Origin of the sequence: Roseomonas sp. CAU 1739, from assembly GCF_039839775.1 — a bacterium.
GTDB lineage: Bacteria > Pseudomonadota > Alphaproteobacteria > Acetobacterales > Acetobacteraceae > Neoroseomonas.
Map to the genome: position 1 here is coordinate 339,896 of NZ_JBDOQQ010000001.1, position 23,094 is coordinate 362,989.

General features: G+C 70.0%; 20 protein-coding genes and 1 pseudogene. 9 read left to right on the forward strand and 12 right to left on the reverse strand.

Annotation, left to right across the window (positions count from 1 at the left end):
• Positions 1–15: 15 nt before the first annotated feature.
• Entirely contained in the window at positions 16–744 is a 729-nt protein-coding gene (locus AAFN86_RS01600; protein ID WP_347541452.1) for a class I SAM-dependent methyltransferase, read from the reverse strand.
• Between the two features lie 108 nt (positions 745–852).
• Between AAFN86_RS01600 and AAFN86_RS01605 the strand changes: the two genes are divergently transcribed.
• From AAFN86_RS01605 to AAFN86_RS01620, 4 genes are all read left to right on the forward strand, one after another.
• Positions 853–2,457 carry a hypothetical protein gene (locus AAFN86_RS01605; protein ID WP_347541453.1) on the forward strand — a complete coding sequence of 535 codons (1,605 nt, stop codon included), beginning with the start codon at positions 853–855 and terminating at the stop codon, positions 2,455–2,457.
• Between the two features lie 25 nt (positions 2,458–2,482).
• Positions 2,483–3,412: a DMT family transporter gene (locus AAFN86_RS01610; RefSeq protein ID WP_347541454.1), complete on the forward strand. Its 930-nt coding sequence runs from the start codon at positions 2,483–2,485 to the stop codon at positions 3,410–3,412.
• Entirely contained in the window at positions 3,412–4,320 is a 909-nt protein-coding gene (locus AAFN86_RS01615) for a DMT family transporter (protein ID WP_347541455.1), read from the forward strand. Before AAFN86_RS01610 ends, AAFN86_RS01615 begins: the two co-directional genes overlap by 1 nt.
• A gap of 387 nt (positions 4,321–4,707) precedes the next feature.
• Complete coding sequence (locus AAFN86_RS01620) at positions 4,708–5,586, forward strand: MBL fold metallo-hydrolase (RefSeq protein WP_347541456.1); 879 nt, start codon at positions 4,708–4,710, stop codon at positions 5,584–5,586.
• Positions 5,587–5,613: 27 nt separating this feature from the next.
• On the opposite strand, the gene AAFN86_RS01625 is transcribed toward AAFN86_RS01620, so the two are convergent.
• Genes AAFN86_RS01625 through queG form a run of 4 tightly spaced genes read right to left on the reverse strand, consistent with a single transcriptional unit; the run spans position 5,614 to position 8,388 of the window.
• Positions 5,614–6,081: a nuclear transport factor 2 family protein gene (locus AAFN86_RS01625; RefSeq protein WP_347541457.1), complete on the reverse strand. Its 468-nt coding sequence runs from the start codon at positions 6,079–6,081 to the stop codon at positions 5,614–5,616.
• 14 nt (positions 6,082–6,095) lie between these two features.
• The gene (locus AAFN86_RS01630; RefSeq protein WP_347541458.1) at positions 6,096–6,653 is read right to left on the reverse strand and encodes a VUT family protein; all 558 of its coding nucleotides are present in this window, start codon (positions 6,651–6,653) and stop codon (positions 6,096–6,098) included.
• Positions 6,650–7,354 (reverse strand): 7-cyano-7-deazaguanine synthase QueC, encoded by a 705-nt coding sequence (gene queC / locus AAFN86_RS01635; RefSeq protein WP_347541459.1) that lies wholly within the window; start codon positions 7,352–7,354, stop codon positions 6,650–6,652. The genes AAFN86_RS01630 and queC overlap by 4 nt, the downstream gene beginning before the upstream one ends.
• A complete protein-coding gene (queG, locus tag AAFN86_RS01640; protein ID WP_347541460.1) occupies positions 7,351–8,388 on the reverse strand; it encodes a tRNA epoxyqueuosine(34) reductase QueG in 1,038 nt (345 codons plus the stop codon). The genes queC and queG overlap by 4 nt, the downstream gene beginning before the upstream one ends.
• 103 nt (positions 8,389–8,491) lie before the next feature.
• Between queG and AAFN86_RS01645 the strand changes: the two genes are divergently transcribed.
• The gene (locus AAFN86_RS01645; protein WP_347541461.1) at positions 8,492–9,139 is read left to right on the forward strand and encodes a MarR family winged helix-turn-helix transcriptional regulator; all 648 of its coding nucleotides are present in this window, start codon (positions 8,492–8,494) and stop codon (positions 9,137–9,139) included.
• Complete coding sequence (locus AAFN86_RS01650) at positions 9,022–10,008, forward strand: tripartite tricarboxylate transporter substrate binding protein (protein ID WP_347541854.1); 987 nt, start codon at positions 9,022–9,024, stop codon at positions 10,006–10,008. Before AAFN86_RS01645 ends, AAFN86_RS01650 begins: the two co-directional genes overlap by 118 nt.
• 156 nt (positions 10,009–10,164) lie before the next feature.
• On the opposite strand, the gene queF is transcribed toward AAFN86_RS01650, so the two are convergent.
• From queF to AAFN86_RS01670, 4 genes and pseudogenes are all read right to left on the reverse strand, one after another.
• The gene (gene queF, locus AAFN86_RS01655; protein WP_347541462.1) at positions 10,165–10,638 is read right to left on the reverse strand and encodes a preQ(1) synthase; all 474 of its coding nucleotides are present in this window, start codon (positions 10,636–10,638) and stop codon (positions 10,165–10,167) included.
• A complete protein-coding gene (tgt, locus tag AAFN86_RS01660) occupies positions 10,635–11,762 on the reverse strand; it encodes a tRNA guanosine(34) transglycosylase Tgt (RefSeq protein ID WP_347541463.1) in 1,128 nt (375 codons plus the stop codon). Before tgt ends, queF begins: the two co-directional genes overlap by 4 nt.
• Positions 11,763–11,875: 113 nt before the next feature.
• Positions 11,876–12,907 (reverse strand): annotated as a pseudogene (queA, locus tag AAFN86_RS01665) (tRNA preQ1(34) S-adenosylmethionine ribosyltransferase-isomerase QueA); the annotation flags it as partial.
• A gap of 58 nt (positions 12,908–12,965) precedes the next feature.
• The gene (locus AAFN86_RS01670; protein ID WP_347541464.1) at positions 12,966–13,430 is read right to left on the reverse strand and encodes a hypothetical protein; all 465 of its coding nucleotides are present in this window, start codon (positions 13,428–13,430) and stop codon (positions 12,966–12,968) included.
• A gap of 174 nt (positions 13,431–13,604) precedes the next feature.
• Between AAFN86_RS01670 and AAFN86_RS01675 the strand changes: the two genes are divergently transcribed.
• Genes AAFN86_RS01675 through AAFN86_RS01685 form a run of 3 tightly spaced genes read left to right on the forward strand, consistent with a single transcriptional unit; the run spans position 13,605 to position 17,778 of the window.
• Positions 13,605–15,674: a hydantoinase/oxoprolinase family protein gene (locus AAFN86_RS01675; protein WP_347541465.1), complete on the forward strand. Its 2,070-nt coding sequence runs from the start codon at positions 13,605–13,607 to the stop codon at positions 15,672–15,674.
• Positions 15,674–17,302 carry a hydantoinase B/oxoprolinase family protein gene (locus tag AAFN86_RS01680; RefSeq protein ID WP_347541466.1) on the forward strand — a complete coding sequence of 543 codons (1,629 nt, stop codon included), beginning with the start codon at positions 15,674–15,676 and terminating at the stop codon, positions 17,300–17,302. Before AAFN86_RS01675 ends, AAFN86_RS01680 begins: the two co-directional genes overlap by 1 nt.
• Positions 17,299–17,778 carry a MaoC family dehydratase gene (locus AAFN86_RS01685; protein ID WP_347541467.1) on the forward strand — a complete coding sequence of 160 codons (480 nt, stop codon included), beginning with the start codon at positions 17,299–17,301 and terminating at the stop codon, positions 17,776–17,778. The genes AAFN86_RS01680 and AAFN86_RS01685 overlap by 4 nt, the downstream gene beginning before the upstream one ends.
• A gap of 30 nt (positions 17,779–17,808) precedes the next feature.
• Here the strand turns inward: AAFN86_RS01685 and AAFN86_RS01690 are convergent, their stop codons facing one another.
• From AAFN86_RS01690 to AAFN86_RS01700, 3 genes are read right to left on the reverse strand one after another with little or no spacing between them, the layout of a single operon-like run.
• On the reverse strand, positions 17,809–18,447 hold the full coding sequence (locus AAFN86_RS01690) for a TetR/AcrR family transcriptional regulator (protein WP_347541468.1): 639 nt from the start codon (positions 18,445–18,447) through the stop codon (positions 17,809–17,811).
• Entirely contained in the window at positions 18,444–19,928 is a 1,485-nt protein-coding gene (locus AAFN86_RS01695; RefSeq protein ID WP_347541469.1) for an efflux transporter outer membrane subunit, read from the reverse strand. The genes AAFN86_RS01690 and AAFN86_RS01695 overlap by 4 nt, the downstream gene beginning before the upstream one ends.
• A 2-nt stretch (positions 19,929–19,930) precedes the next feature.
• On the reverse strand, positions 19,931–23,086 hold the full coding sequence (locus AAFN86_RS01700) for an efflux RND transporter permease subunit (RefSeq protein ID WP_347541470.1): 3,156 nt from the start codon (positions 23,084–23,086) through the stop codon (positions 19,931–19,933).
• Positions 23,087–23,094 lie beyond the last annotated feature (8 nt).

Genomic DNA, 23,094 nt, shown 5'->3' on the forward strand with positions numbered 1-23,094 from the left:
AGGCTGTCTCCGACATCAGGGTCGCGTCGCGACGAGGAGGATCGATCCGCCGGCAGGATAGCGCAGGCCGAACCGGGCGAGGCCACGTTCGAATGCGGTGGCCGCATGCAGCGTCGCATCGAGCCAGGGCGGAAAGGGGGCAACGTCGCTGCTGGCCGCTTCATCCGAACGCAGCACCTTGCGCTGCAGGATCATCAGGGGAAGTAGCAGGGCGTTCCAATAGCGTGCCTCGATGGCGGCGAAGCCGGCGGCTTCCAGTAGGGCGCGGCCCTGCCGGGCGGTGAAGCGGCGGTCATTGTACACGCGGACATCATGGGCCGACCGCAGCCATTGGTAGGCCGGCAGGTTCAGCACCAGCGTCCCGCCCGGGGCAAGCACGCGATGGAATTCCGCCAGCGCCGCGGCCGGATCGACCGCCCGATGGCACAGCACGTCGCAGGAGGTGAGCGCGGCGACCGCGCCATCGGCGAAAGGCAGCCGATTGGCGTCGCCCGCCGTCGTCAGCGCGCCCGACTTGGCCGCGGCGCGCGCCGCGGCCGCCGGATTGAAGTCCAGCCCCGCCAGCGGCCGGCCGAGCCCCCGCAGGCGCGACAGCAGCCCGCCGGTGCCGCAGCCGGCATCGAGCAGCCGCCCCGGCGGGCCCGGCCGGCGGGCCAGCGCGTCGATCACGCGGGCATGCAGGGCGCGGTACCACCACATGCGCTCCTCGGCAGCATCCATCAGGTCGTATTCGGCGGGTTCCACGCCCTGTTCCTGGCATCCCAGAAAGGCCGGAACATGGCAGGGGCAACCCGGACGCGGCCGTATTCCGGTTGCATCCTCGATTTTCGATCCTAAGGATGCGCCGCGTCGATGATCCAGTCCCCGCGCCATCCCGAGTCCGGCCAGGCCGACCCCTACGCCGCGATCGGCGCGGCCGCGTCGCGCGCCGCCATCGCCCCGCGGGCGCGGCTGCTGCGCTGGGCGGGCTTCGCCCCGGCGGCGTTCTTCCTGGTGACCATCCTGCTGCCGCCGCTCAACCACGATGTCGCGGCGGTGCTGGACTTCTCCCGCCGCTGGCTGGGCGGTGCGCGACTGTATGTCGACCTGGTGGATGTGAACCCGCCGCTGATCTTCATCCTGAACCTGCTGCCGGCGGCGCTGGCGCGCTGGACGCCGCTGTCATCGGCCCAGGCGATGGCGATGTGCCTGCTCGGCTTCGCCGCGCTGGTGTGGTGGCTGTGCGACAGCCTGCGGGTGCGCCGCGCGGAAGGGCCGGTGGAAGCCGCCGTGCTGGCCGCCTGCCTGCCCCTGCTGCTGGTGGTCGCGGGGTCGGATTTCGGCCAGCGCGACGTGATGATGGGCATGGCAGCGATCCCGTATTGCCTGCTGGCGATGCGGCGGATCGACGGCCCGGCGGCGCCGGGGCCGGTGGCAATCGGGGTGGTGGTGGTGGCGGCGCTCGGCTTCGCGCTGAAGCCGTATTTCCTGGTGGTGCCGCTGCTGGTCGAAGCGCTGGTGCTGTGGCGGCGCGGCCTGGCGCCGGCGCTGCGCGACCCGGTGCCGTGGCTGATGGCCGCCGTATGGGGCGCCTACCTGCTGGTCGTGCTGGTGGGGTTTCCGGACTACATCCGGGTCATTCTTCCCTATGCGTGGGAGGTCTATGGCGCCATCCATGGGCCCGGGCGCTGGGCGGTGCTGGTCACCGACATGCTGGGCGCGGCGGGGCTGCTGCTGGCCATGGCGGTGCCGCTGGCCTGCCGGCCGCAGGCCGGGACCTTCGCCCAGGCATTGGCGGCGGCGGCGGTCGGGGCCTTCCTCAGCGCCTGGATGCAGCACAAGGGCTGGCCGTATCACGTCATGCCGGTGACCATGCTGGCCTGCGGGGCGATCGTCGTGGTGGCCGCGCGCTGGGCCGACCGCGCGCTGCCGCACGACCGCGCCCGGGCGGTGGCACCCGCGATGGCCGCGGTCGCTGCCTTCGCAGTGCTGCTGTATGCCGTGCGGGGCGGCGAGGCGCCGTGGCGGGAGGCCACCTTCCGGGGCGAGACCTCGGACCGGCTGGCGACCTGGCTGCACCAGCAGGCGCCGGGCGCGCAGGTGCTGGCGCTGAGCCCCGACATCTATCCGCTGCAACCGGCACTGACCTATGCCGAGGCGCATCAGCAACTGCATGCGATGAGCATCTGGCCATTGCAGGCGGCGTATCGCCGCTGCCCCGACGGCGAGGATCCGTATCGCGAGCCCGAGGAGATGGGCTTCGTCGAGGCCAGTTTCTTCGCCCGCACCGCCGAGGCTTTCGCCGCCGCGCCGCCGCGCGCCCTGATCGTCACGCGCGATGCCAAGATCCCGGCCTGCGGCGCCCGGTTCGACCTGCTGGACTACTTCCTGCGCGATCCGCAATTCGCCCACGCCTTCCGGAATTTCCGGCCGGCTGGCGAGATTGATGGACATCGCCTGTTCCTGCGGCAATTTTGAACACGGGAGGAACGGACGGGGCGCGATGGACGATGAAGCACCTGCGCGCCGCAATGGCCTGACGGTCCCCACCGGGGCGGAGTCGATCCGCGGCATCCTGTTGATCCTGGCGGCCTATGTGGTGATCACCGGGGCCGATGCCTCGGTGAAATGGGCGCTGCCGCAAGTTGGGGTAGCCGTGTCGATGATCGCCCGCGGGGTGGTGGGCGCGCTCGCCGTCTACATCATGGTGCGCGGGCGGGGCCTGCGGCCGGTCAATATTCGTCTGCTGAGCGCGCGCGGGCTGCTGCACTGCGCGGTGTCGGCGACCTGGTACTGGGCCTGGGCGCATGGCATGGCGCTGGTCGATTCCTATGCGATCGCCGCAGCCGCGCCGCTGCTGATGACCATCTTCGCGATCCCGATCCTGGCGGAGAAGGTGGGCTGGCGGCGCTGGACGTCGACGCTGGTCGGCTTCCTGGGCGTGCTGTTCATGCTGCAGCCCAATGGCGACCTGTGGCGGTTCGAGACGCCCTTCCTTCTCGCCGCCGTGGTCGCGATGGCGGTGACGCGGATCTGGACGCGGGTGCTGTCGGCCACCGACGGGCCGGCGGCGATCGCGTTCTGGCTGATGGTCGCGCATATCCCATCGGGACTGCTGCTGCTGCCGGCCTTCCCGGCGCCGACCGAGTGGCCGGGGGTTGGCGTGTTCGTCGCGCTGCTGTTCTTCGGGGTGGCGAATGCCATCGCGCATATCCTGTTCGCGCGGGCCTTCGCCCTGGCGCCGGTGTCGGCGCTGGCACCCTATGAATATTCACCTCTGCTGCTTGGCGGCATCCTGGGCTTCGTGATCTGGTCCGAGGTGCCGGCCTGGACGACCATCGCCGGCGCGGTCGTGGTCATTGCCGCCGGGCTGTACAACCTGCACCGCGAAAGGGTGCGCCGGGCCGCGGAACGGCGTGACGGCGGCCCCTGATGCCGCTGCGCCACGACATCCGGCGCGGTGCCCTGCTGATGCTGGCCGCGACCGCGCTGTTCACCGTGATGTCGGCGATCATCAAGGGCGTGTCGGACCACATCCATTTCATCGAGCTGATGTTCTTCCGGTCCGCCTTCGCGCTGCCGGTGATGTTCGCCATCGCGGCGCGCCGGCATGACTGGTCCATGCTGCGGACCAAGCGGCTCAATGCCCATGTGGTGCGCGCCTTCACCGGCACCATGGCGCAGGGCTGTTCCTTCTTCGCGCTGACCGTGCTGCCGTTGGCCGAGCAGACCTCGCTGTCCTACACCACGCCGCTGTTCGTCACGATCCTGTCGATCCCGGTGCTGGGGGAGAAGGTCGGCATCCATCGCTGGTCGGCGGTGCTGCTCGGCTTCGTCGGCATCCTGGTGATCGCGCTGGGGGAGGGTGCCTTCCAGGGTGGCGCCGCACCCAGCACCATCGCCCAGATCGGCATGGCCGCGGCAGTGGTGCAGGGGCTGTGGTCGGCGGTCACCACGCTGCTGGTGCGCAGCCTGTCGGCGACCGAATCCTCGACGACGATCGTGCTGTGGCAATCCGTGCTGATGACGGCCTTCACCCTGGTGGCGCTGCCGTTCTTCTGGACTACGCCGAGCCTCACCGAATTACTGCTGCTGGTGCTGATCGGGCTGATCGGCGGCGTCGCGCAGATCCTGCTGACCGAAGCCTACGCCTCGGCGCAGGTCTCGGCACTTGGGCCGTATTCCTACACGTCGATCCTGTGGTCGGTGGCGATCGGGTGGGTGGTGTTCTCCGATGCGCCGTCCTTGAGCACGATCGCCGGCGCGGCGCTGATCGTGGTCTCGGGGCTGTATATCCTGCACCGCGAACTCAAGCGGTCGAAGCAGCGGCGGTCTTCCTGAGGGTTGCGACGGCGACGGCCAGGGCGGGGATCAAGAGCACCCGCCCATGCCGATCCCGGATGGGATGGCGAGGATCAGGCCAAAGGTCGTGGACGACAGAAGCAACGCATTCCACGCCGTCGCGATCGATCCTCGCGCTTTGCCGTTTTGGGGCGCGGGCAAGATGGCCAGGGACATTGCGCGGGCCCACGCGAACCCATCAGGCCGGATAACGGCCAGCCGGAACCTTTGCCTGCGGCCCATTCCACCGTGTTGCGATGCGGCACTTCCGATTGTGTTTGCCGATACACGACCAAGGACTATCATGACCGGCGTTTTACTAAGAATAACGTCCAGGTTGTATATTCGGCGTCGAAATCTAAAGCTTATGGCGATGCGGAGGAATGAGTGAGCATACCCTTCCTGAAGGAGGACACCCTGCTCCCGGGACGGGTGGAGACGATTGCGCCGGATGTGCGTCGCGTATTGTGCGGCAATCCTGGCCCTTTCACCTTCCGCGGCACCAATACATGGATCATCGGCCAAGGCGGGTCGGTCGCGGTGCTCGACCCTGGTCCGGACGATGCGGCGCATCTCGCCGCCATCCTTCATGCGACCGAAGGGGAGCGGATCACCCACATCCTTGTCTCTCACACTCATCGGGACCATTCGCCGGGGGTGGCCGCCCTGCAGAGCGTGACGGGCGCGCCGAGCCACGGCTTCGGCCCCCATATGACGCCCCCGGATCTGGGCGGGGAGGGCGGCGACCACAGCTTCCGTCCCGACGTGCTGCTGCCCGACGGCGCGGTGGTCGAGGGCGATGGGTGGCGCCTGAGCGCGATCCACACGCCCGGCCATTGCGCGAACCACCTGTGCTTCTCGCTGGATGGCACGGGCATCCTGTTCAGCGCCGACCATGTCATGTCGTGGTCCACCACCGTGGTCAGCCCGCCCGATGGCGACATGGCGGCCTATATGCGCTCGCTCGACCGGCTCGCGGCGCGCGATGACCGCCTTTACCTGCCGGGCCACGGCCCGCCGCTGCCCGAACCCGCGCCCTTCGTCGCCGCCCTCGCGGCGCATCGGCGTGAGCGGGAGGCGAAGGTCGAGGCCGCACTGCGCGCCGCCCGCCGCGCCACGGCGCAGGACCTGGTGCCTGTGGTGTACGGGCCGGAACTCGACCCCCGCCTGGTGCCGGCCGCATCGCGCAGCCTGCTGGCGCACCTGCTGAAGCTCGGCGCCGAAGGGGCGGTCGAACGCGAGGGCGAGTACTGGGAGCCGCGATAGGCGCTGCGGCCGACCGCGGCGCCCGGTTCAGCGCGCCTTGATCGGCCGGTTGCCGTGGCTGTCCTGCGGCACCCCGCGCCCGAGCGACATGTGGCTGTGCACGCCCAGCCACCGCCCATCCGGCTGCTTCTGCAACACGATGGTCGCGCGGCCGGGGCGGGGGAATTCGGTGCCGTCCTTGTTCCAGCCGGTGCTGGTCCAGGGCAGGATCGCCACCGCCATCGAACCGTCGGCCGAGGCCAGCACCTCGGTATTCGCCGCGTCCAGCGTGAAGTCCTTGGTGCGCGGCCAGACGTTGGACCATTGCGTGTCGGTCCAGGCCTGCCGCGACCGCACCAGTTCCTGGAAGGTGCCGAAGATGACGATGTCGTCGTGCCAGAAGGGGTAGGCGGATTTGAAATCCACCTCGCGCACGCAGACGAAGAAGCGTTCCAGCCAGTCGATGATCTCGGCCTTGGTGGCGGCGTCGGCGTCGGGGATGGGCAGGTTGGTCATGGCTGGGTCTTTCGTCAGGCGGGCTGGATGCCGAGCCGCTCGTCGCGCCGGCGCAGCAGATGCACGAAGGGCAGGGCGATCAGCACCATCCAGGCCTTGCCGACCACCTGGCCGGCCAGGAAGTCCAGGCTGCCGAAGGCAAGCCAGAGGAAGGCGATGGAATCGACCAGCAGGCCCACCACCCCGCTGGCGGCGACCGCGAGCACCAGTCCGCGCTTCTGCAGCGGCGTATAGACGGCGAGGTCGGCGAATTCGCTGAGCAGGAAGGCCACCGCCGAGGCCAGCACCAGCGAGGGCGGTGCCAGGAAGGCCGACAGCGCCGCGCCCGCCAGCACCGCACTGGCGGCGAAGCCGACGCCGAGCCGCCGCTGCACCAGGTCCCGCAGCACCAGGGCCAGGCCGATCATCAGCACGCCCGAGGGTGCCATCAGCCCGGGAGCCACCGGCACCAGGCAGGGACCGTTCGGCGCGCAATAGGTCCCGGCATGGCCGATCAGCCAATTGGCCGCGGGGATGCACAGGCCGAAGCCGATCAGGGCGAGCACGCCCTCGGCGCGGGGGGTCAGGGTCATAGTCTCTCCGCCACGAAATCCTGCCAGCCCTTGGCGCGCAATTCGCAGGCCGGGCAGGTGCCGCAGCCGAAGCCCCAGGGGTGGCGGTGGGTTCGGTCGCCCAGGTAGCAGGAATGGGTGTGCTCGACCACCGCCGCCACCAGGCCTTGCCCGCCGAGCCGTTCCGCCAGCCGCCATGTGTCGCCCTTGGACAGCCACATCAGCGGGGTCTGCAGCACGAAGCGGCGTTCCATGCCGAGGTTCAGCGCGACCTGCAGCGCCTTGATCGTGTCGTCACGGCAATCCGGGTAGCCGGAATAATCCGTCTCGCACATGCCGCCGACGATGTGCTTGAGGCCGCGACGATAGGCGAGCGCGGCGGCGAAGGTCAGGAACACCAGGTTGCGGCCTGGCACGAAGGTGTTGGGTAGGCCGTCGGCACCCATGCGGATCTCGGCATCGCGGGTCAGCGCGGTGTCGGAGACTTCGCCGAGGGCATCGAGGCGCAACGTATGGTCGGGGCCGAGCCGTGCGGCCCAGCAGGGGTCGAGGCCCGCGACCGCGGCGCGGAAGCCCGCGCGGCAATCCAGTTCCACGCGATGCCGCTGGCCGTAATCGAAGCCGAGCGTCTCCACATGCGCGAAGCGGTCCAGCGCCCAGGCGAGGCAGGTGGCGGAATCCTGCCCGCCGCTGAACAGCACCAGGGCGGCGTCGTCTCTCATGCGGTGGTCTCCAGGCGGATCGCGGCCCAGCGTGCGGCCTCGGCGACGGTGGGATCGGGATCCTCGGCCAGCGCCTGTGCCGCGGGTCGCAGCGCAGCATCGGCCGAATTGCCGATGGCGACCAGCACGTTGCGGATGAAGCGGTCGCGGCCGATGCGCTTGACCGGGCTGCCGGAGAACAGCACGCGAAATGCCGCATCGTCCAGGCGCGCGAGGTCCGCGAGGCGCGGCGCCGTCAGTTCCGCGCGCGGTGCGAAGGCGGGCTCGGCATGGGCGCGGGCGAATTTGTTCCACGGGCAGACGGCGAGGCAATCGTCGCAGCCATAGATGCGGTTGCCCATCAGCGGTCGCAGTTCAAGGTCGATCGGCCCGCGATGCTCGATGGTGAGGTAGGAGATGCAGCGCCGTGCATCGAGTTCATAGGGCGCGGGGAAGGCGTTGGTCGGGCAGACGTCGAGGCAGGCGCGGCAGGACCCGCAATGGTCGCGTTCGGCCGCGCCTTCGCCGAGGTCGAGCGTGGTGAACACCTCGCCGAGGAACAGCCACGATCCGAGGCCGCGCGAGACGAGGTTGGTGTGCTTGCCCTGCCAGCCCAGCCCCGCTGCCTGCGCGAGCGGTTTCTCGGCGACCGGCGCGGTATCGACGAAGACCTTGATGCCGGTGCCCGGCCAGGTCTCGGCCATCCAGCGGCCGAGCGCCTTCAGCCGCTTCTTGACCACATCATGATAGTCGCGGTTGCGGGCATAGACGCTGACCGTCGCGCGGTCGTGCTGCCCGAGGGTCTCCAACGGGTCGGTGTCGGGGCCGTAGTTCTGGCCGAGCACGACGACGGAGGCCGCTTCGGGCCACAGCGCCCGCGGGTGCGCGCGCTGTTCGGCACGGTCCTCCATCCAGCCCATCGAGCCGTGGCGGCCCTCGGCGAGGAAGCGCATCAGGCGGGCGCGGATGTCCGGCGCGAGATGGGCGCGGGTGAAGCCCACGGCGTCGAAGCCGAGGTCGAGGGCTTTGCGGTGGATGTCGGCGCGCAGGTCCATGGCTGGGCGGGGTCATAGCGCAGAAGCGGCGGCAGGGGATGGTCGGCGGACAAATGCGGAGAATTCTTCTTGTGTTGTCGAAATTGCAGAGTATTCTTCGTATATGGCATCCCGTAACGAACCGCCGCCGAACCAGCCGGTCCCCGCCATCCACCGGCGCGTGCCGCAATACCTGGCACGGCGCCTCTGGCAGATCGCCGCCACCTTCCAGACCGAGGCCCTTGCACCCTGGAACGTCGCGCCGTGGCATGTCGCGCTGCTCTCGCAGATCCACGACACGCCGGGGATGGACCGCAACTGGCTGGCGGCGGCGATCGGGATCGACCCGACCTCGACCGGCCAGGCGCTGGCGGCGCTTGAAGCGCGCGGCCTGATTGCCCGCGCCGCGAACCCCGATGACCGTCGCGCCAATGCCTTCTCGCTCACCCGGGCGGGCCTCGCGCTGCGCATCGATCTCGCCGTGCCGTCGCGCGCCGTCACGCGCCGCCTGCTCGCCCCGCTGACCGAGACCGAGGCCCAGACGCTGCTGACCCTGATGGCCCGGCTGGTCGATGCCCACGAGATCCATGCGCGTCCCGGAGCCGGCCGCCGGCCACCGCGACGCGCCCGGACGGAGGAGACGCCCCCATGCCCATCACCGACCGATCCCTTGGCCGCCGCGCCGCCACCGGCCTCGGCCTCGGCGTCATCCTCGGCGCCCGGGGGGCCGCCGCGCAGGGCGCGCCCTGGCCGGACCGCCCCGTCCGCCTGATTGCCGCCGGCGCCGCCGGTTCCGGCATCGACCTGATCGCGCGGCTGTTGGCCGAGGGCCTTTCGCCGCGGCTCGGCCAGCCCGTCGTCGTGGACAATCGCGCCGCCGGCGGCATGGCGATCGCCGGGGAGGCGCATGCGGCCGCGCGCCCGGGCGAGGCGCTGCTGCTGGCGCCGAGCGCCATTGCCTCGACCGTGCCCTACACCTTCGACGGGCGGCTGCCCTATGACCCCGAGCAGGATCTGGTGCCGCTCGGCGTCGTGGCCAGCGAGTTCCTCTGCCTGGCGGTGACCGCCGGCTCCCCGGTCCACGACATGCCCGCCCTGGTCGGCGCGGCGCGGGCGGCGCCGGGGATGCTCAACTGGTATTCGGTGCCGGGCTTCATGGAACTGGCCTTCCGGTGGTTCCTGCACCGGCATGGGATGGACATGGCCTATGTCGCCTATCGCGGTTCGCCCCAGGCGGTGCTCGACCTGGTTGCCGGTCGCATCCAGGTTGCGATCCTGCCGCTGACGCCAGCCCTCGCGGCGATCCGCCAGGGGACGATCCGGGCATTGGCGGTCACCTCGCAGCATCGCTCGCCGTCGCTACCGGAGGTGCCGACCATGGCCGAGGCCGGCGCGCCGGGCCTCGCCTACGATCCGTTCACGGCGCTGTTCGGCTGGCGCGGCATGCCTGAGGCGGCGCGGCAGAAGGTTGCCGCGGCCCTGGCCGACGCCTTGCGCGACAACGACTACGCCGCGCGGCTTGGCCAGGCGGGCATGGTGCCACAGTCGGGTTCCGCCGCCGCGCTGGCCGAGGTCATCGCGAAGCAGCGCGACCAGGTGCAGACCGCGATGCGCACCATCGGCGCGCGCCGGGCGGGCTGATGTTCATACCAACGGCCCGAGGCTTTGACTCGGGCCGAGGCCGCGAACGCGGCCCGCCGGGAGTCCGGCGAAAGCCAAGCAAACCGCAGGTTTGCGCCCGGCGGCTGAGGGCATGGAAAAGCGGATACCAGCGGTCGCGAATAGCGGCCGTTGGTATCAGCCGCGGCCCCGATAGGGCTGGACCCCCTGCTCGGGGATCCAGACCCCATCGGGCGGCGCGCCCGACTGCCAGAACACGTCGATCGGGATGCCGCCGCGGGGATACCAATAGCCGCCGATGCGCAGCCACACGGGGTCGAGCAGCGCGACCAGCCGCTGCGCGATATCCAGCGTGCAGGCCTCATGGAAGGCGCCGTGGTTGCGGAAGGCGGCGAGGTAGTTCTTCAGCGACTTGCTCTCGACGATCCAGTCGCCCGGCACATAGTCGATCATCAGATGGGCGAAATCCGGCTGGCCGGTCAGCGGGCACAAGGAGGTGAATTCCGGTGCGGTGAAGCGCACGCAATACCGCAGCGACGGGTGGGGTGCCGCGACGCGTTCCAGCACCGCAGCCTCGGGGCTCGCGGCCGGGCGCGTGGGCTGGCCGAGCTGCGTCAGGCCGGAATAGTCGTGGTCGGGGGCGCCGCTCATGCCGCCTTCTCCTCCTCGGTGGTGCGCCAGCCGGCCTCGATGCGCGCGGCGGTGTCCTCGAAGGTGCCGGTGAGGATCGCGCCACGCAGCTCCGCCATCAGGTCCTGGTAATACTGGATGTTGTGCCAGGTCAGCAGCATCGGCCCGAGCATCTCCCCTGCCTTGAACAGATGCTGGATATAGGCGCGCGAATGCCGCGCGCAGGCGGGGCAGGCACAGCCGGGGTCGATCGGTCCGCCATCATCGGCATGGCGGGCATTGCGCATGTTGAGCACGCCGCGCCGCGTATAGGCGCGCCCGGTGCGCCCGGATCGCGTCGGCATCACGCAGTCGAACATGTCGATGCCGCGCCGCACCGCGCCGACCAGGTCGGACGGCGTGCCGACGCCCATCAGGTAGCGCGCCTTGTCCGCCGGCAGCAGCGGCACGGTGGCATCGAGCACGGCGAACATCATCGCCTGGCCCTCGCCGACCGCGAGGCCGCCCACGGCATAGCCCTCGAAGCCGATGGCGGTGAGCGCGGCCACGCTTTCCGCGCGCAGGTCGGGATAGATGCCGCCCTGCACGATGCCGAACAGCCCGTAGCCCTCGCGCGGGGTGAAGGCCGCCCGGCAGCGCGCCGCCCAGCGCATCGACAGGCGCATGGAATCCGCCGCCTGCTGTTCCGTCGCCGGGAAGGGCGTGCATTCATCGAGGCACATCGTCACGTCGGCATCGAGCAGGTGCTGGATCTCGATGCTGCGTTCCGGCGAGAGATGGTGCTTCGATCCGTCGATGTGGCTTTGGAAGGTGACGCCCTGCTCATTCATCTTGCGCAGGCCGGACAGCGACATGACCTGGAAGCCGCCGGAATCCGTCAGGATGGGGCCGTGCCAATCCATCATCCGGTGCAGCCCGCCAAGCCGCGCGACGCGTTCCGCGCCGGGGCGCAGCATCAGGTGATAGGTGTTGCCGAGCACCATCCGCGCGCCGGTGGACCGCACCGCATCGGCGGTCATCGCCTTCACCGTGCCGGCGGTGCCGACCGGCATGAAGACCGGCGTCGGCACCTCCCCATGCGCGGTGTGCAGCATCCCGGCGCGCGCCGCGCCATCCATCCCGGCCGCGGTCCAATGCAGCGTCATGCCGCGCGCTTCGGCGTCGCGCGGTCTGACATGCGCTCAAGCGTCGCGTGGTCTGACGCGCGCTCAAGCGTCGCGCGGTCTGACGCGCGCTCAAGCGTCGCGCGGTCTGACGTGCGCTCAAGCAGCGTGGCATCGCCATAGGAGTAGAAGCGGTAGCCCTGCGCCACCGCATGGGCGTAGGCGGCCTTCATGCGGTCGGTGCCGGCGAAGGCGCAGACCAGCATGAACAGCGTGCTGCGCGGCAGATGGAAGTTGGTCATCAGCAGGTCCGCGGTGTGGAAGCGGTGGCCGGGCAGCAGGAAGATGTCGGTCAGGCCGCGGAAGGGCTGGATCAGGCCGGCCTCGTCCACCGCGGATTCCAGCAGGCGCAGCGCGGTGGTGCCGATCGCGACGACGCGTCCGCCGGCCGCCCGCGCGGCGTTGATGGCGGTGGCGGCTTCGGCGCTGACCTCGCCCCATTCGGCGTGCAGCCGGTGGGCGCGCGGGTCGTCCCCGCGCATCGGCAGGAAGGTGCCCGCGCCGACATGCAGCGTGACGGTCGCGCGCGTCACGCCGCGCGCCGCGATGGCGGCGAGCAGGTCATCGGTGAAATGCAGGCTTGCGGTGGGCGCGGCCACCGCGCCGGGGCGCTCGGCGAAGATGGTCCGGTAGTCGGCGGCGTCCTCGGGGCGCGGGCCGTCCGGGCGGGCGATATAGGGAGGCAGAGGGATTTCCCCGGCGGCTTCGAGTGCGGCGGCCAGCGCCGCCTGGTCGGGGCCGAAATCGAGCCGCGCCGCGCCGCCTTCCGGGGCTTCGACCACCGTGGCGGTGCAGCCTTCCGCACCCTCGATGGCGATCACGTCGCCGGCGCGCAGGCGTCGCGCATTGCGGATCAGCGCGTGCCACACGCCGCCGCCCTCGGCGCGGTTCAGCATCACCTCGATCCGCGCCTGGCCGCGGCGGGCGTGCAGCCGGGCCGGGATCACGCTGGTGTCGTTCACCACCATGATGTCGCCGGGGCGCAGCAGGCCGGGCAGGTCGCGCACCCCGGCATTGGCCAGCCCGTCAGGCCGCACCACCAGCATCCGCGCGGCGTCGCGCGGGCGGGCGGGGGCCTGGGCGATCAGGGCCTCGGGCAGGGCGAAGTCGAAATCGGCGATGTGCAGGGGGGCGGTCACGGGCGGGGCGGTAGCCCGCGCCGCCCGCGGGCGCAACCGGCGCGATTCAGTTCCGGCGGCGGCGCATCTGGAAGGTGCGGACGCATTCGCTGCTGGTGAAGGTGGCGGTCATGTCGGAACCGTTCGCCTGGCCCTGGAAGCGTCTCGCCCCGCTGGCGATGTCGAAACTGCCATTGGGCTGGATGGGTCCGGTGAAGTTCACGCCGTAGCGGGCGTCGTATTCGAAGGCAATCTGGCCGTTCTGGATGGTGAAGCGGCGGTCGGTGGTGTCGGGCCCGCAGGTATTGCCGCGGCCGCGGCGCTGGGTGAGCGTGCCGGTGCCCGACCAGGTGCCGTCGAACGTCGTGGTGGCCTGGACCGGCAGCCATGCCGGATCGGGGGTGGCCGCGCCAAGGGCCAGGCCCAAGCCGAGAATCAACGGAAATCCCACGAGCATCTCTCCTTCGTGTCCGACGCGTGGTGATAGCGATAGCGAAAAAATTGCGATTGCGGAACATGGGCTGGCGCTCAACGAATGGTTTCATCCGTGCCCATCTGCCACGGGGCAAGGCGGGCGATGCAGCCTTGCTGGGCAAAGATCTCGGCGTGGAGGCGACGGATGTGGTGGGGCTACTCGACGCCCCGCAAGACGCGTGGTCGATTGTCCGGCAGCGAATAGCGAGCGCCCGGTCCAGGAATTGTATGCGTGACACCCATTGATACTGCGCGCCCCGTGCGCATCGCCGTCGATATCGGCGGCACCTTCACCGACCTCCAGATCCTCGATGCCCGCAATGGCATCGCGAAGGCCTGGAAGACGCCGACCACGCCGGAGGACCCGTCCATCGGCCTGCTGCGCGGCGTGACCGAGGCGGCCGAGCGCTTCGGCTTTGCGCTGCCCGAGGTTGGCCTGCTGCTGCATGGCACGACCATCGCGACCAATGCGGTGCTGGAACGCAAATTGGCAATGGGCGTGCTGCTGACGACCGCGGGCTTCGAGGATGTGCTCGAGATCAACCGCCATGTGCGCCGGGACATCTACGGCCTGGCGCCGGAGCCCTTCCCGACGCTGATCCCACGCGACCGGCGGCTTGGCGTGGCGGAACGGATGCGCGCCGATGGATCGGCCGAGATGCCGCTGGATGAGGCGGCAATTCCCGTGCTGCTCGACCGCATCGCGGCCCTTGGCGCCGACTGCGTCGCGGTGTCACTGCTGCATGCCTATGCCAATCCGGTGCATGAACAACGCCTCGCGGCGATGATCCGGGCCGCGCGGCCGGACCTGCCGGTGTCGCTGTCCTGCGACATCTCCCCCGAGATCCGAGAATACGAACGCACATCCACCACCGTGCTGAATGCGCTGCTGGTGCCTGTGGTGAAGGCGTATCTGGATCGGCTGGAGGCGCGGCTGGGACAGGGCGGGTTCCATCCGCTGGTGTTCCTGGTGCAGTCCAATGGCGGCGTCTGCAGCCTGCGCATGGCCGCCGAACAACCCGCGCGGCTGCTGCTGTCCGGCCCGTCCGGCGGCACCTTGGCGGCGGGACGGCTGTCCGCGCTGCTGGCGCGGCCGAACCTGGTCGCGGTGGATATGGGCGGCACATCCTATGACGTGTCGGTGGTGCAGGGCGGGCGCGTCTCCGTCATCACCCAGGGCGAGATCGATCGCCTGCCGGTGCGACTGCCGATGGTCGAGATGCGCACCATCGGCGCCGGCGGCGGGTCGATCGCCGCGGTCGATGCCGGCGGGCGGCTGACGGTCGGCCCGCGCAGCGCGGGGGCGCGACCGGGGCCGGTGTCCTATGGTCGCGGCGGGACGGAACCGACGGTGACGGATGCGAACCTCGCCCTCGGGCGGCTCGATCCGGATTTCTTCCTCGGCGGGATGATGAAGCTGGACATGCCGGGCACGCGGGCGGCGCTGGCGGCACGGGTCGGCGGGCCGCTCGGCCTGGGCGTGGAGCAGGCGGCCGAGGGCATCCTGACGGTGGTGAACGCCAATCTGGGTGCCGCGATCCGGCTGTCGCTGTTCGAGAAGGGGCTCGATCCGCGCGATTTCTGCCTGCTGTCCTTCGGCGGCGCCGGCGGGCTGCATGCGACGGAGGTGGCCGCCGAACTCGGCATGACCGAGGTCGCCTTCCCGCGCGAACCGGGCACGCTGTCGGCCTATGGCATCCTGTTCTCCGACCTGACGCAGGACATCGCGCGGACCCGCGTGACGCGGGCGGAACCGGCGCAGCTGCCGGCCCTGGTCGCGAGCATCGCCGCGCTGCGCGATCAGGCCGATGCGCGCCTGGCCGCCGATGGCATCGCGCCCGATCGCCGGCGCATCGTGCTCGCTGCCGACATGCGCTATCACGGGCAGGCCTTCGAATTGCTGGTCCCGTGGGGGGAGGTCGCCGCACCGGACGCGGCATCGCTCGCCGCGCTGGTCGAGGCCTTTCACGCGACGCACAGGCAGCGTTTCTCCTATGCCAATCCCGGCGATCCCGTGGAGATCGTCACGCTGCGCGCCATCGCGACGGGACGGCTCGACAAGCCGGAACCGGGCGACCCGCCACCCGCCGATCGCCCGTCGCGCAAGGGCACGCGGCGCATCTTCGAGACCGGCGCCTGGCGCGACGTGGCCGTGTGGGACCGGGAGGCGCTGACCGGCGCGGATGTCATCGAAGGCCCCGCGGTGGTGGAGGAAACCTTCGCCACCCACTGGATCACCCGCGGCTGGACGGCGCGCCTGGCTGCCGCCGGCACGCTGATCGCGAAGAAGGAGGCGGCGTGATGCTCGGGCCCATCGAGATCGAGGTCATCCGCAACGCGCTGACCGCCGCCGCGGCCGAGATGGACATCACCATCTGGCGCACCAGCCGGTCGACCACCGTGCGGGAATTGCTGGACTACTCGACCGCGGTGTTCGATGCGCAGGGCAACAACGTCGCGCAATCCGCGCGCATCCCGCAGCACCTCAATTCCATGGGCGCGGCGCTGCGCACGCTGCTGGACCGCTTCGTGGACGTGGCGGCGTGGGGGGCGGATGACGTCTTCATCACCAACGATCCCTATTGCGGCGGGCAGCATCTGAACGACGTGCTGGCCTTCAAGCCCGTCGAGCATGAGGGCCGCCGCATCGCCTATGTCGGCACGCTGTGCCACCACATCGACATGGGTGGGATGGCGCCCGGGTCCTATGCCGCCACGGCGACCGAGGTGTTCCAGGAGGGTCTGCGCATTCCGCCGCTGAAGATCATCGAGGGCGGCGTGCTGAACCAGGCGATCTGGGCGATGATCGGCCAGAACGTCCGCAAGCCGGCGCTGATGCTGGGCGACCTGCAATCGCAGCTGGCGAGCCTGGAGGTGGGGGCTGCGTCGATCATGCGGCTCACCGCGCGCTACGGCGCGGCGGCGCTGCTGGAAGCGACGGCGCGCATCCTCGACATGAGCGAGACGGCGATGCGCGCGGCGATCCGCGCCATGCCCGATGGGCGCTACGAGTTCGAGGATTTCCTCGATGATGACGGCGTGACCGGCGATCCCGTGCGACTGCATGCGGTGCTGACCGTGGCGGGGGACGAGATCACCGTCGATCTGACCGGCTGCGCCGACCAGCAGCGCGGGCCGATCAACTGCACGCCGGCGATGTCGAACTGCGCGGTTTATTATTCCATCATCGCCGCGACGGATGGCGCGATGCCCGCCAATGCCGGGTGCTACCGGCCGGTGACGATCATCCATCGCGAGGGCAGCGTCACATCCTGCCGCGCGCCGGCTTCCGTCGCGCATCGCGTCGCAGTGTCGCACCGCCTGGCGAATGTGATGTTCGGCTGTCTGCACCAGGCTCTGCCGGACCGCATGCCGGCGGCCTATTACGGCGGGTCCTACGTCGCGACCTTCCAGACCGAAGGGGAGGATGGCTCGCGCGAGGTGCTGGTCGAGATCGAGATCGGCGGCACCGGTGCCAACCCGGTGAAGGATGGCGTCAACGCCTGGTCCTTCGGCATGCACAACAACTCCAACATCCCGGTCGAGATGATCGAGAGCCAGATGCCGCTGACCATCACCGGCTATGGGTTGCTGCCGGGGTCGGGCGGGGCGGGGATGCATCGCGGCGGGCTCGGGCTGTTCCGCGAATGGCGGCTGGACAGCCCGGCGGGAATCTTCACCGCGAACATGGATCGCTTCCGCTTCCCGCCCTATGGCCTGGCGGGCGGGCAGCCGGGCAGCCTGGGGCGGCTGATGCGTGTCCGGGACGGTATCGAGACGCCGATCGGGCCGAAGTCGGACGGGGTGCGGCTGGTGCGGGGCGACATCGTGCGGCTGGAGACCTCGGGCGGCGGCGGCTTCGGGGATCCGGCCGCGCGGGATGCGGCGGATGTCGCGCGGGATGGGGAACTCGGCTACCTCAGGGCATGACCGCTTTCGACCCCCCCGCCCACCGCATGGTTCCCGTACAACGTTGGTTCGAGGATTTTGTCCTCGGCGAGCGCTTCATCCTGCCCAGCCGTACCATGACGGAGGCGATCTTCCTCGCCTTCCAGGCGGCGTCGGGCGACAACCACCCGGTCCATTACGACGTGGAGTACTGCCGGGCGCGCGGCATGCCGCACATGCTGGCGCATGGCTTCCAGGTGGTGATCCAGACGGCGGCGGGGGCGGGGATGTTCCCGCACATGGTCGAGGAGTCGCTGAAGGGATTCCTGGAACAGTCGTCCCGCTTCCTGCATCCGGTCTTCGTCGGCGACACGCTCTACGCCGCGCTGGAGGTGGACGAGGTCACGCCGCAGCGCACGACCGGGGTGGTCGGCCTGCGCAGCACCGTCCACAACCAGAAGGGGGCGCTGGTGATGGATGGCCGCCAGCGCTACCTGCTGCGGCGGCGGCCGGCCTGACGCCGTCGGCCTTGCGAAAACCCGGCGCGATCAGGCGTGCTGACGCGCCTGCGTACCATGCAGGAAGGTCGCGACCGCATTGGCGACGAGCCTCGCCACCTCGGCATCCGCGGGCGGTCCCTGCAGGCCGAGCAGCAGGAAGGTATGCGTCGCCCCTACCGCCATCCCGAACAGCATGCGCGCCGCCTCCCGCGCATCCGTCAGGCGCAGCCTGCCCTGCTCGATCTCGCTCGCCAGCCGCCGTTCCAGCGAATTGGCCCCGCGTCCCGGCCCTGCCCGGTGGAATGCATCCGCCAATTCGGGCGAGCGATTCACCTCGGCGATGACCAGCCGGAAGATCGCCACCTGGCGCGGTTCGAACAGGTGGCGGATCAGGGCTTCCAGCATGCCACGCAAGGCGGTGGCGAGGTCGGGGTCGCGTTCCAGCGCCATGTCCATGCCGAAGGGGGCGAGGCAATCCTCCATCACCGCTTCGAACAGCGCCGCCTTGGACGGGTAGTGCTGGTACAGCGTGCGCTTGGACATCGCCGCGCCGCGCGCGACCGTGTCCATGTTCGCCGCGGCATAGCCGTCGCGCAGGAACACCACGGCGGCCGCCTCGCGCAATATGCGGCAGCGGTCCTCATCCGACAGGCGCCGCCGCGCGATGGGCTCGGCGGCGTCGCTCATGGCCGCCCGGCCTGTGCCTGCGCCATCGTCCCGCTCCTTTCCTCCCAACCGCCGCCCAGTGCACGATACAGCGAAACGCGGTTCTGCAACCGCAGCAATTCCAGCCCGATGAGTTCCTGCTGGGCGGTGAACAACTGCCGCTGGGAATCAAGCGGCGCCTGGTAGTTGTCGAGCCCGCTGCGGAAGCGCAGCAGCGCCAGGTTGTAGGCCGCCTGGTAGGAGGCGACGAGGGCACGCTGGGCGGCGATCTGCCGGTCATAGGTGCCGCTCGCCGCGAGTGCGTCGGCCACTTCGCGGAAGGCGGTCTGCACCGTGCGTTCATAGGTCGCGACCTGGATGTCGGTGCGGATCTTCGCCGCATCCAGGCTGCCTTCCAGCGCGCCGCCGGTGAAGATCGGGATGTTGATCTGCGGGGCGAAGGACCAGATGCCGCTGCCGGCGCCGAACAGCGTCGCCAGCGCCGCGCTGCCGGTCCCGGCGCTGCCGGTCAGGGTGATGGAAGGAAAGAAGGCGGCACGCGCCGCGCCCACCTTGGCGTTGGCGGCGGCGAGGTTGCGTTCCGCCGCCAGCACGTCGGGCCGGCGGAGCAGGATGTCCGACCCGATGCCGGGCGAGACCTCCGCCACCGCCGGGTCGCGGGCGGACAGCGACGCCGGCAGCATGTCCGGCGGCACCGGCTGGCCGAGCAGCAGTGCCAGTGCGTTCACATCCTGGGCCTTTGCACGGCTGTAGCGTTCGAGGCTGGCGCGCGCCGTCTCGACCGAGGTCTGCGCCTGTCGCAGCGCGAGTTCGGTCGCCGTGCCGCCCTCGAAGGCGGCGCGGGTGATGGCGAAGGCCTCCTGCTGGTTCGCGAGCGTCCGCTGCGTCAGGTCGATCAGATCCTGGTCGGCGGCGATGGCGAGCCAGCCGGACGCCACCTGGCCGACCAGCGTGATCTGCGCGCTGCGCCGCGTCTCGGTGTAGCCGAGATAGCGTTCGAAGGCCGCGGTGGACAGGCTTCGTGTGCGGCCGAACAGGTCAATCTCATAGGCGCTGAGGCCGATGCCGGCATTGTAGACGCGGCGTGTGACCCCGGCGGTGCTGTCCACCGGCGCGGCGGAGGAGGCGAGACCAAGCGGCGTGCGGCTGTAGGTGAGGCTGCCGGTCGCGCCGAATTGCGGGAACAGGTCGGCGCGCTGCACGCGGAACTGGGATTCGGCCTCGGCGGCGTTCAGCACGGCGATGCGCAGGTCACGATTATTGGCGAGCGCCGTCTCGATCGCCCGGTTCAGCCGGGCATCGGTGAAGACATCGCGCCAGCCGATCGCGTCGGCCGCGCGCAGCGGATCGGCTGGTGTTGGCACCATGGCGGCGGTGCGGCGATAGGCCGGGCCATCCGGCCAGCCGGCGGTGACCGCGGGATCGGTCGTCGGCCGGTCGGGGATCAGGCTGCAGCCGGCCGTCAGCAGCAGGGCGAAGGTCAGGGCGGGAAGGCGCGGCATGGTCACTCTCCGGCCGCCGGAAGTGCGGCGGGGGTCTTGGTCTCGGTCGGTGCTTCGGTCTTGCGGCGGGTGCGGAACAGCCGCAGCACCACCAGGAAGAACACCGGCACGAAGGTGATGGCGAGCAGCGTGCCGGCGAGCACGCCGCCCAGCACGCCGGTGCCGATGGCGTTCTGCCCGCCCGCGCCGGCGCCGGTCGCGATGGCGAGCGGCACCACGCCGAGCCCGAAGGCGAGCGAGGTCATGATGATCGGCCGCAGGCGTTGGCGCGCGGCATCGATCGCGGCCGCGGTGAGATCCATGCCCCGGTCGAAATTCTCCTTGGCGAACTCGAAGATCAGGATGGCGTTCTTGGCCGACAGCCCGATCGTCGTCAGCAGACCGACCTGGAAGTAGATGTCGTTCGACAGCCCGCGCCCGATGGAGGCCAGCACGGCGCCGAGCACGCCGAGCGGCACCACCATCATCACCGCCGCCGGGATCGACCAGCTTTCATACAGCGCGGCGAGACACAGGAAGACGACGAGCAGCGAGATGGCATAGAGCGCCGGTGCCTGGCCGGAGGATTGGCGTTCCTCGTAGGACAGGCCGGACCAGGCCTGGCCGAAGCCGGGCGGCAATTGCGTCATCAGCCGCTGCATCTCGGCCATCGCCTCGCCGGTGGTGTGGCCGGGGGCGGGGGCACCGGCAATCTCGCGCGATGCGATGCCGTTGAAGCGTTCCAGCCGTGGCGAGCCATACACCCATTCGGTGCGGCCGAAGGCGGAGAAGGGCACCATCTGCCCCTGCGCATTGCGCACGAACCAGCGGTCGAGATCACCCGGCAGCATGCGCGATTCCGCATCGCCCTGCAGGTAGACGCGCTTCACCCGTCCACGATCCATGAAGTCGTTGACGTAGGTGGCACCCCAGGCGGTGGCGAGGGTGGTGTTGATGTCGTTCACCGTCAGGCCGAGCGCGCTGGCGCGTTCCCAATCGATGACCAGGCGGAACTGCGCTTCGTCGTTCAGGCCGTTCGGGCGGACGGCCATCAGCACGGGGCTTTGCGCGGCGGCGCCGAGCAGTTGGTTGCGCGCCTCCATCAGCGCGGCATGGCCAAGACCACCCTGGTCGAGCAACTGGAAGGTGAAGCCCGTCGCATTGCCCAGCTCGGTGATGGCGGGCGGTGCGAAGGCGAAGATCATCGCGTCGCGATACCCGCCGAAGCGCGCCATGATGCGCCCGTTCAGCGCCTGCACGCGCTGCGCGGCGGTCGCTCGGTCGGACCAGTCGCGCAGCCGCACGAAGGCCATGCCGGCATTCTGCCCGCGCCCGCTGAAGTTGAAGCCGTTGAGCGCGAAGACCGAGGCGACGGTGTCGCGTTCCTCCTCGCGCAGGTAGCGCGTGATCTCATCCAGCGCGGCCTGAGTGCGGGAGGACGTGGCGCCTGGCGGGGCGACGACCTGGACGAAGCTGATGCCCTGGTCCTCATCCGGCAGGAAGCCGCCGGGCAGGCGGACGAAGCCGTAGCCGAGCGCGCCCAGCAGCAGCGCATAGACCAGCAGGATGCGCAGGGGCCGGCGCAGGCTCGCGCCCACGAAGCGGCCATAGACACGGTTCATGCGGTCGAAGCCGCGGTTGAACCAGCCGCCGAAGCCCTTTGTCGTCTGGCCCGGCTTGTGCGGCTTCAGCAGCGTCGCGCACAGCGCGGGGGTGAAGAAGATGGCGGTGAAGACCGACAGCGCCATGGCGGTGGCGATGGTGATGGAGAACTGGCGGTAGATCACGCCGGTCGATCCGCCGAAGAAGGCCATCGGCAGAAACACTGCCGCGAGCACCATGCCGATGCCCACCAGCGCGCCGGTGATCTGGTCCATCGACTTGCGTGTCGCTTCCAGCGGAGACAGGTGTTCCTCCGCCATCAGGCGCTCGACATTTTCCACCACCACGATGGCGTCGTCCACCAGCAGGCCGATGGCAAGCACCATGCCGAACATGGTCAGGGTGTTGATGGTGAAGCCTGCCGCCTGCAGGGCCGCGAAGGTGCCGAGCAGCACGACGGGCACCGCGATGGTCGGGATCAGCGTCGCGCGGATGTTCTGCAGGAACACCAGCATGACCAGGAAGACGAGGACCATCGCCTCGAACAGCGTGTGCACCACGCTTTCGATCGACAGCTTCACGAAGGGCGTGGTGTCGTAGGGGTAGATGACCTCGAGACCTTCGGGCAGCAGCGGGCGCAGCCGGTCGATGGTCGCGCGGACGGCGGCGGCCGTATCGAGCGCATTCGCGCCCGAGGCGAGCTTGATGCCGATGCCCGCCGCCGGCTGGCCGTTGTACAGGGCGCTGACGGCGTAGTTCTCGGCGCCGACCTCGATGCGCGCCACGTCGCGCAGCCGCACCTGGGCGCCATCGGCCTGCACCCGCAGCAGGATGGAGCCGAAGGAGTCCGGCGAGGTCAGATAGGACGGGCCGATCACCGTCGCGTTCAGCTGCTGGCCTTCGACGGCCGGCAGGGCGCCCATCTCGCCGCTGGCGACCTGCACGTTCTGCGCGCGGATGGCGGTGGCGACATCGCCCGGCGTCAGGCCATAGGTCAGCAGCTTCGCCGGGTCGAGCCAGATGCGCATCGCATATTGCGCGCCGAACACCTGGTAATCACCCACGCCGGGCGTACGGCTGATCGGGTCCTGGATGTTGGTGACGACGAAATCGGAGATGTCGAAGTTGCTCATCCGCCCGTCGGCGGACACGAAGCCGACCACCAGCAGGAAGTTGTTGGTCGCCTTGGCGACGCGGATGCCCTGCTGCTGCACCGTCTGCGGCAGGCGCGGCACGGCCAGCTGCACCTTGTTCTGCACTTGCACCTGCGCTGTGTCGGGGTTGGTGCCCTGGGCGAAGGTCAACGTGATGGTTGCGCTGCCATCCTTCGCGGCGTTGGAGGAGAAGTACAGCAGGTTGTCGATGCCGCTGAGCTGCTGCTCGATGATCTGCACGACGGTCGACTGCACCGTCTCGGCGGAGGCGCCGGGGTAGGAGACCTGGATCGAGATCGCCGGCGGGGCGATGGCGGGATACTGCGCGACCGGCAGGGTGCGCAGCGAAAGCAGGCCGGCCAGCATGATGGCGATGGCGATCACCCAGGCGAAGACCGGGCGGTCGATGAAGAAACGGGCCATGATGTGTC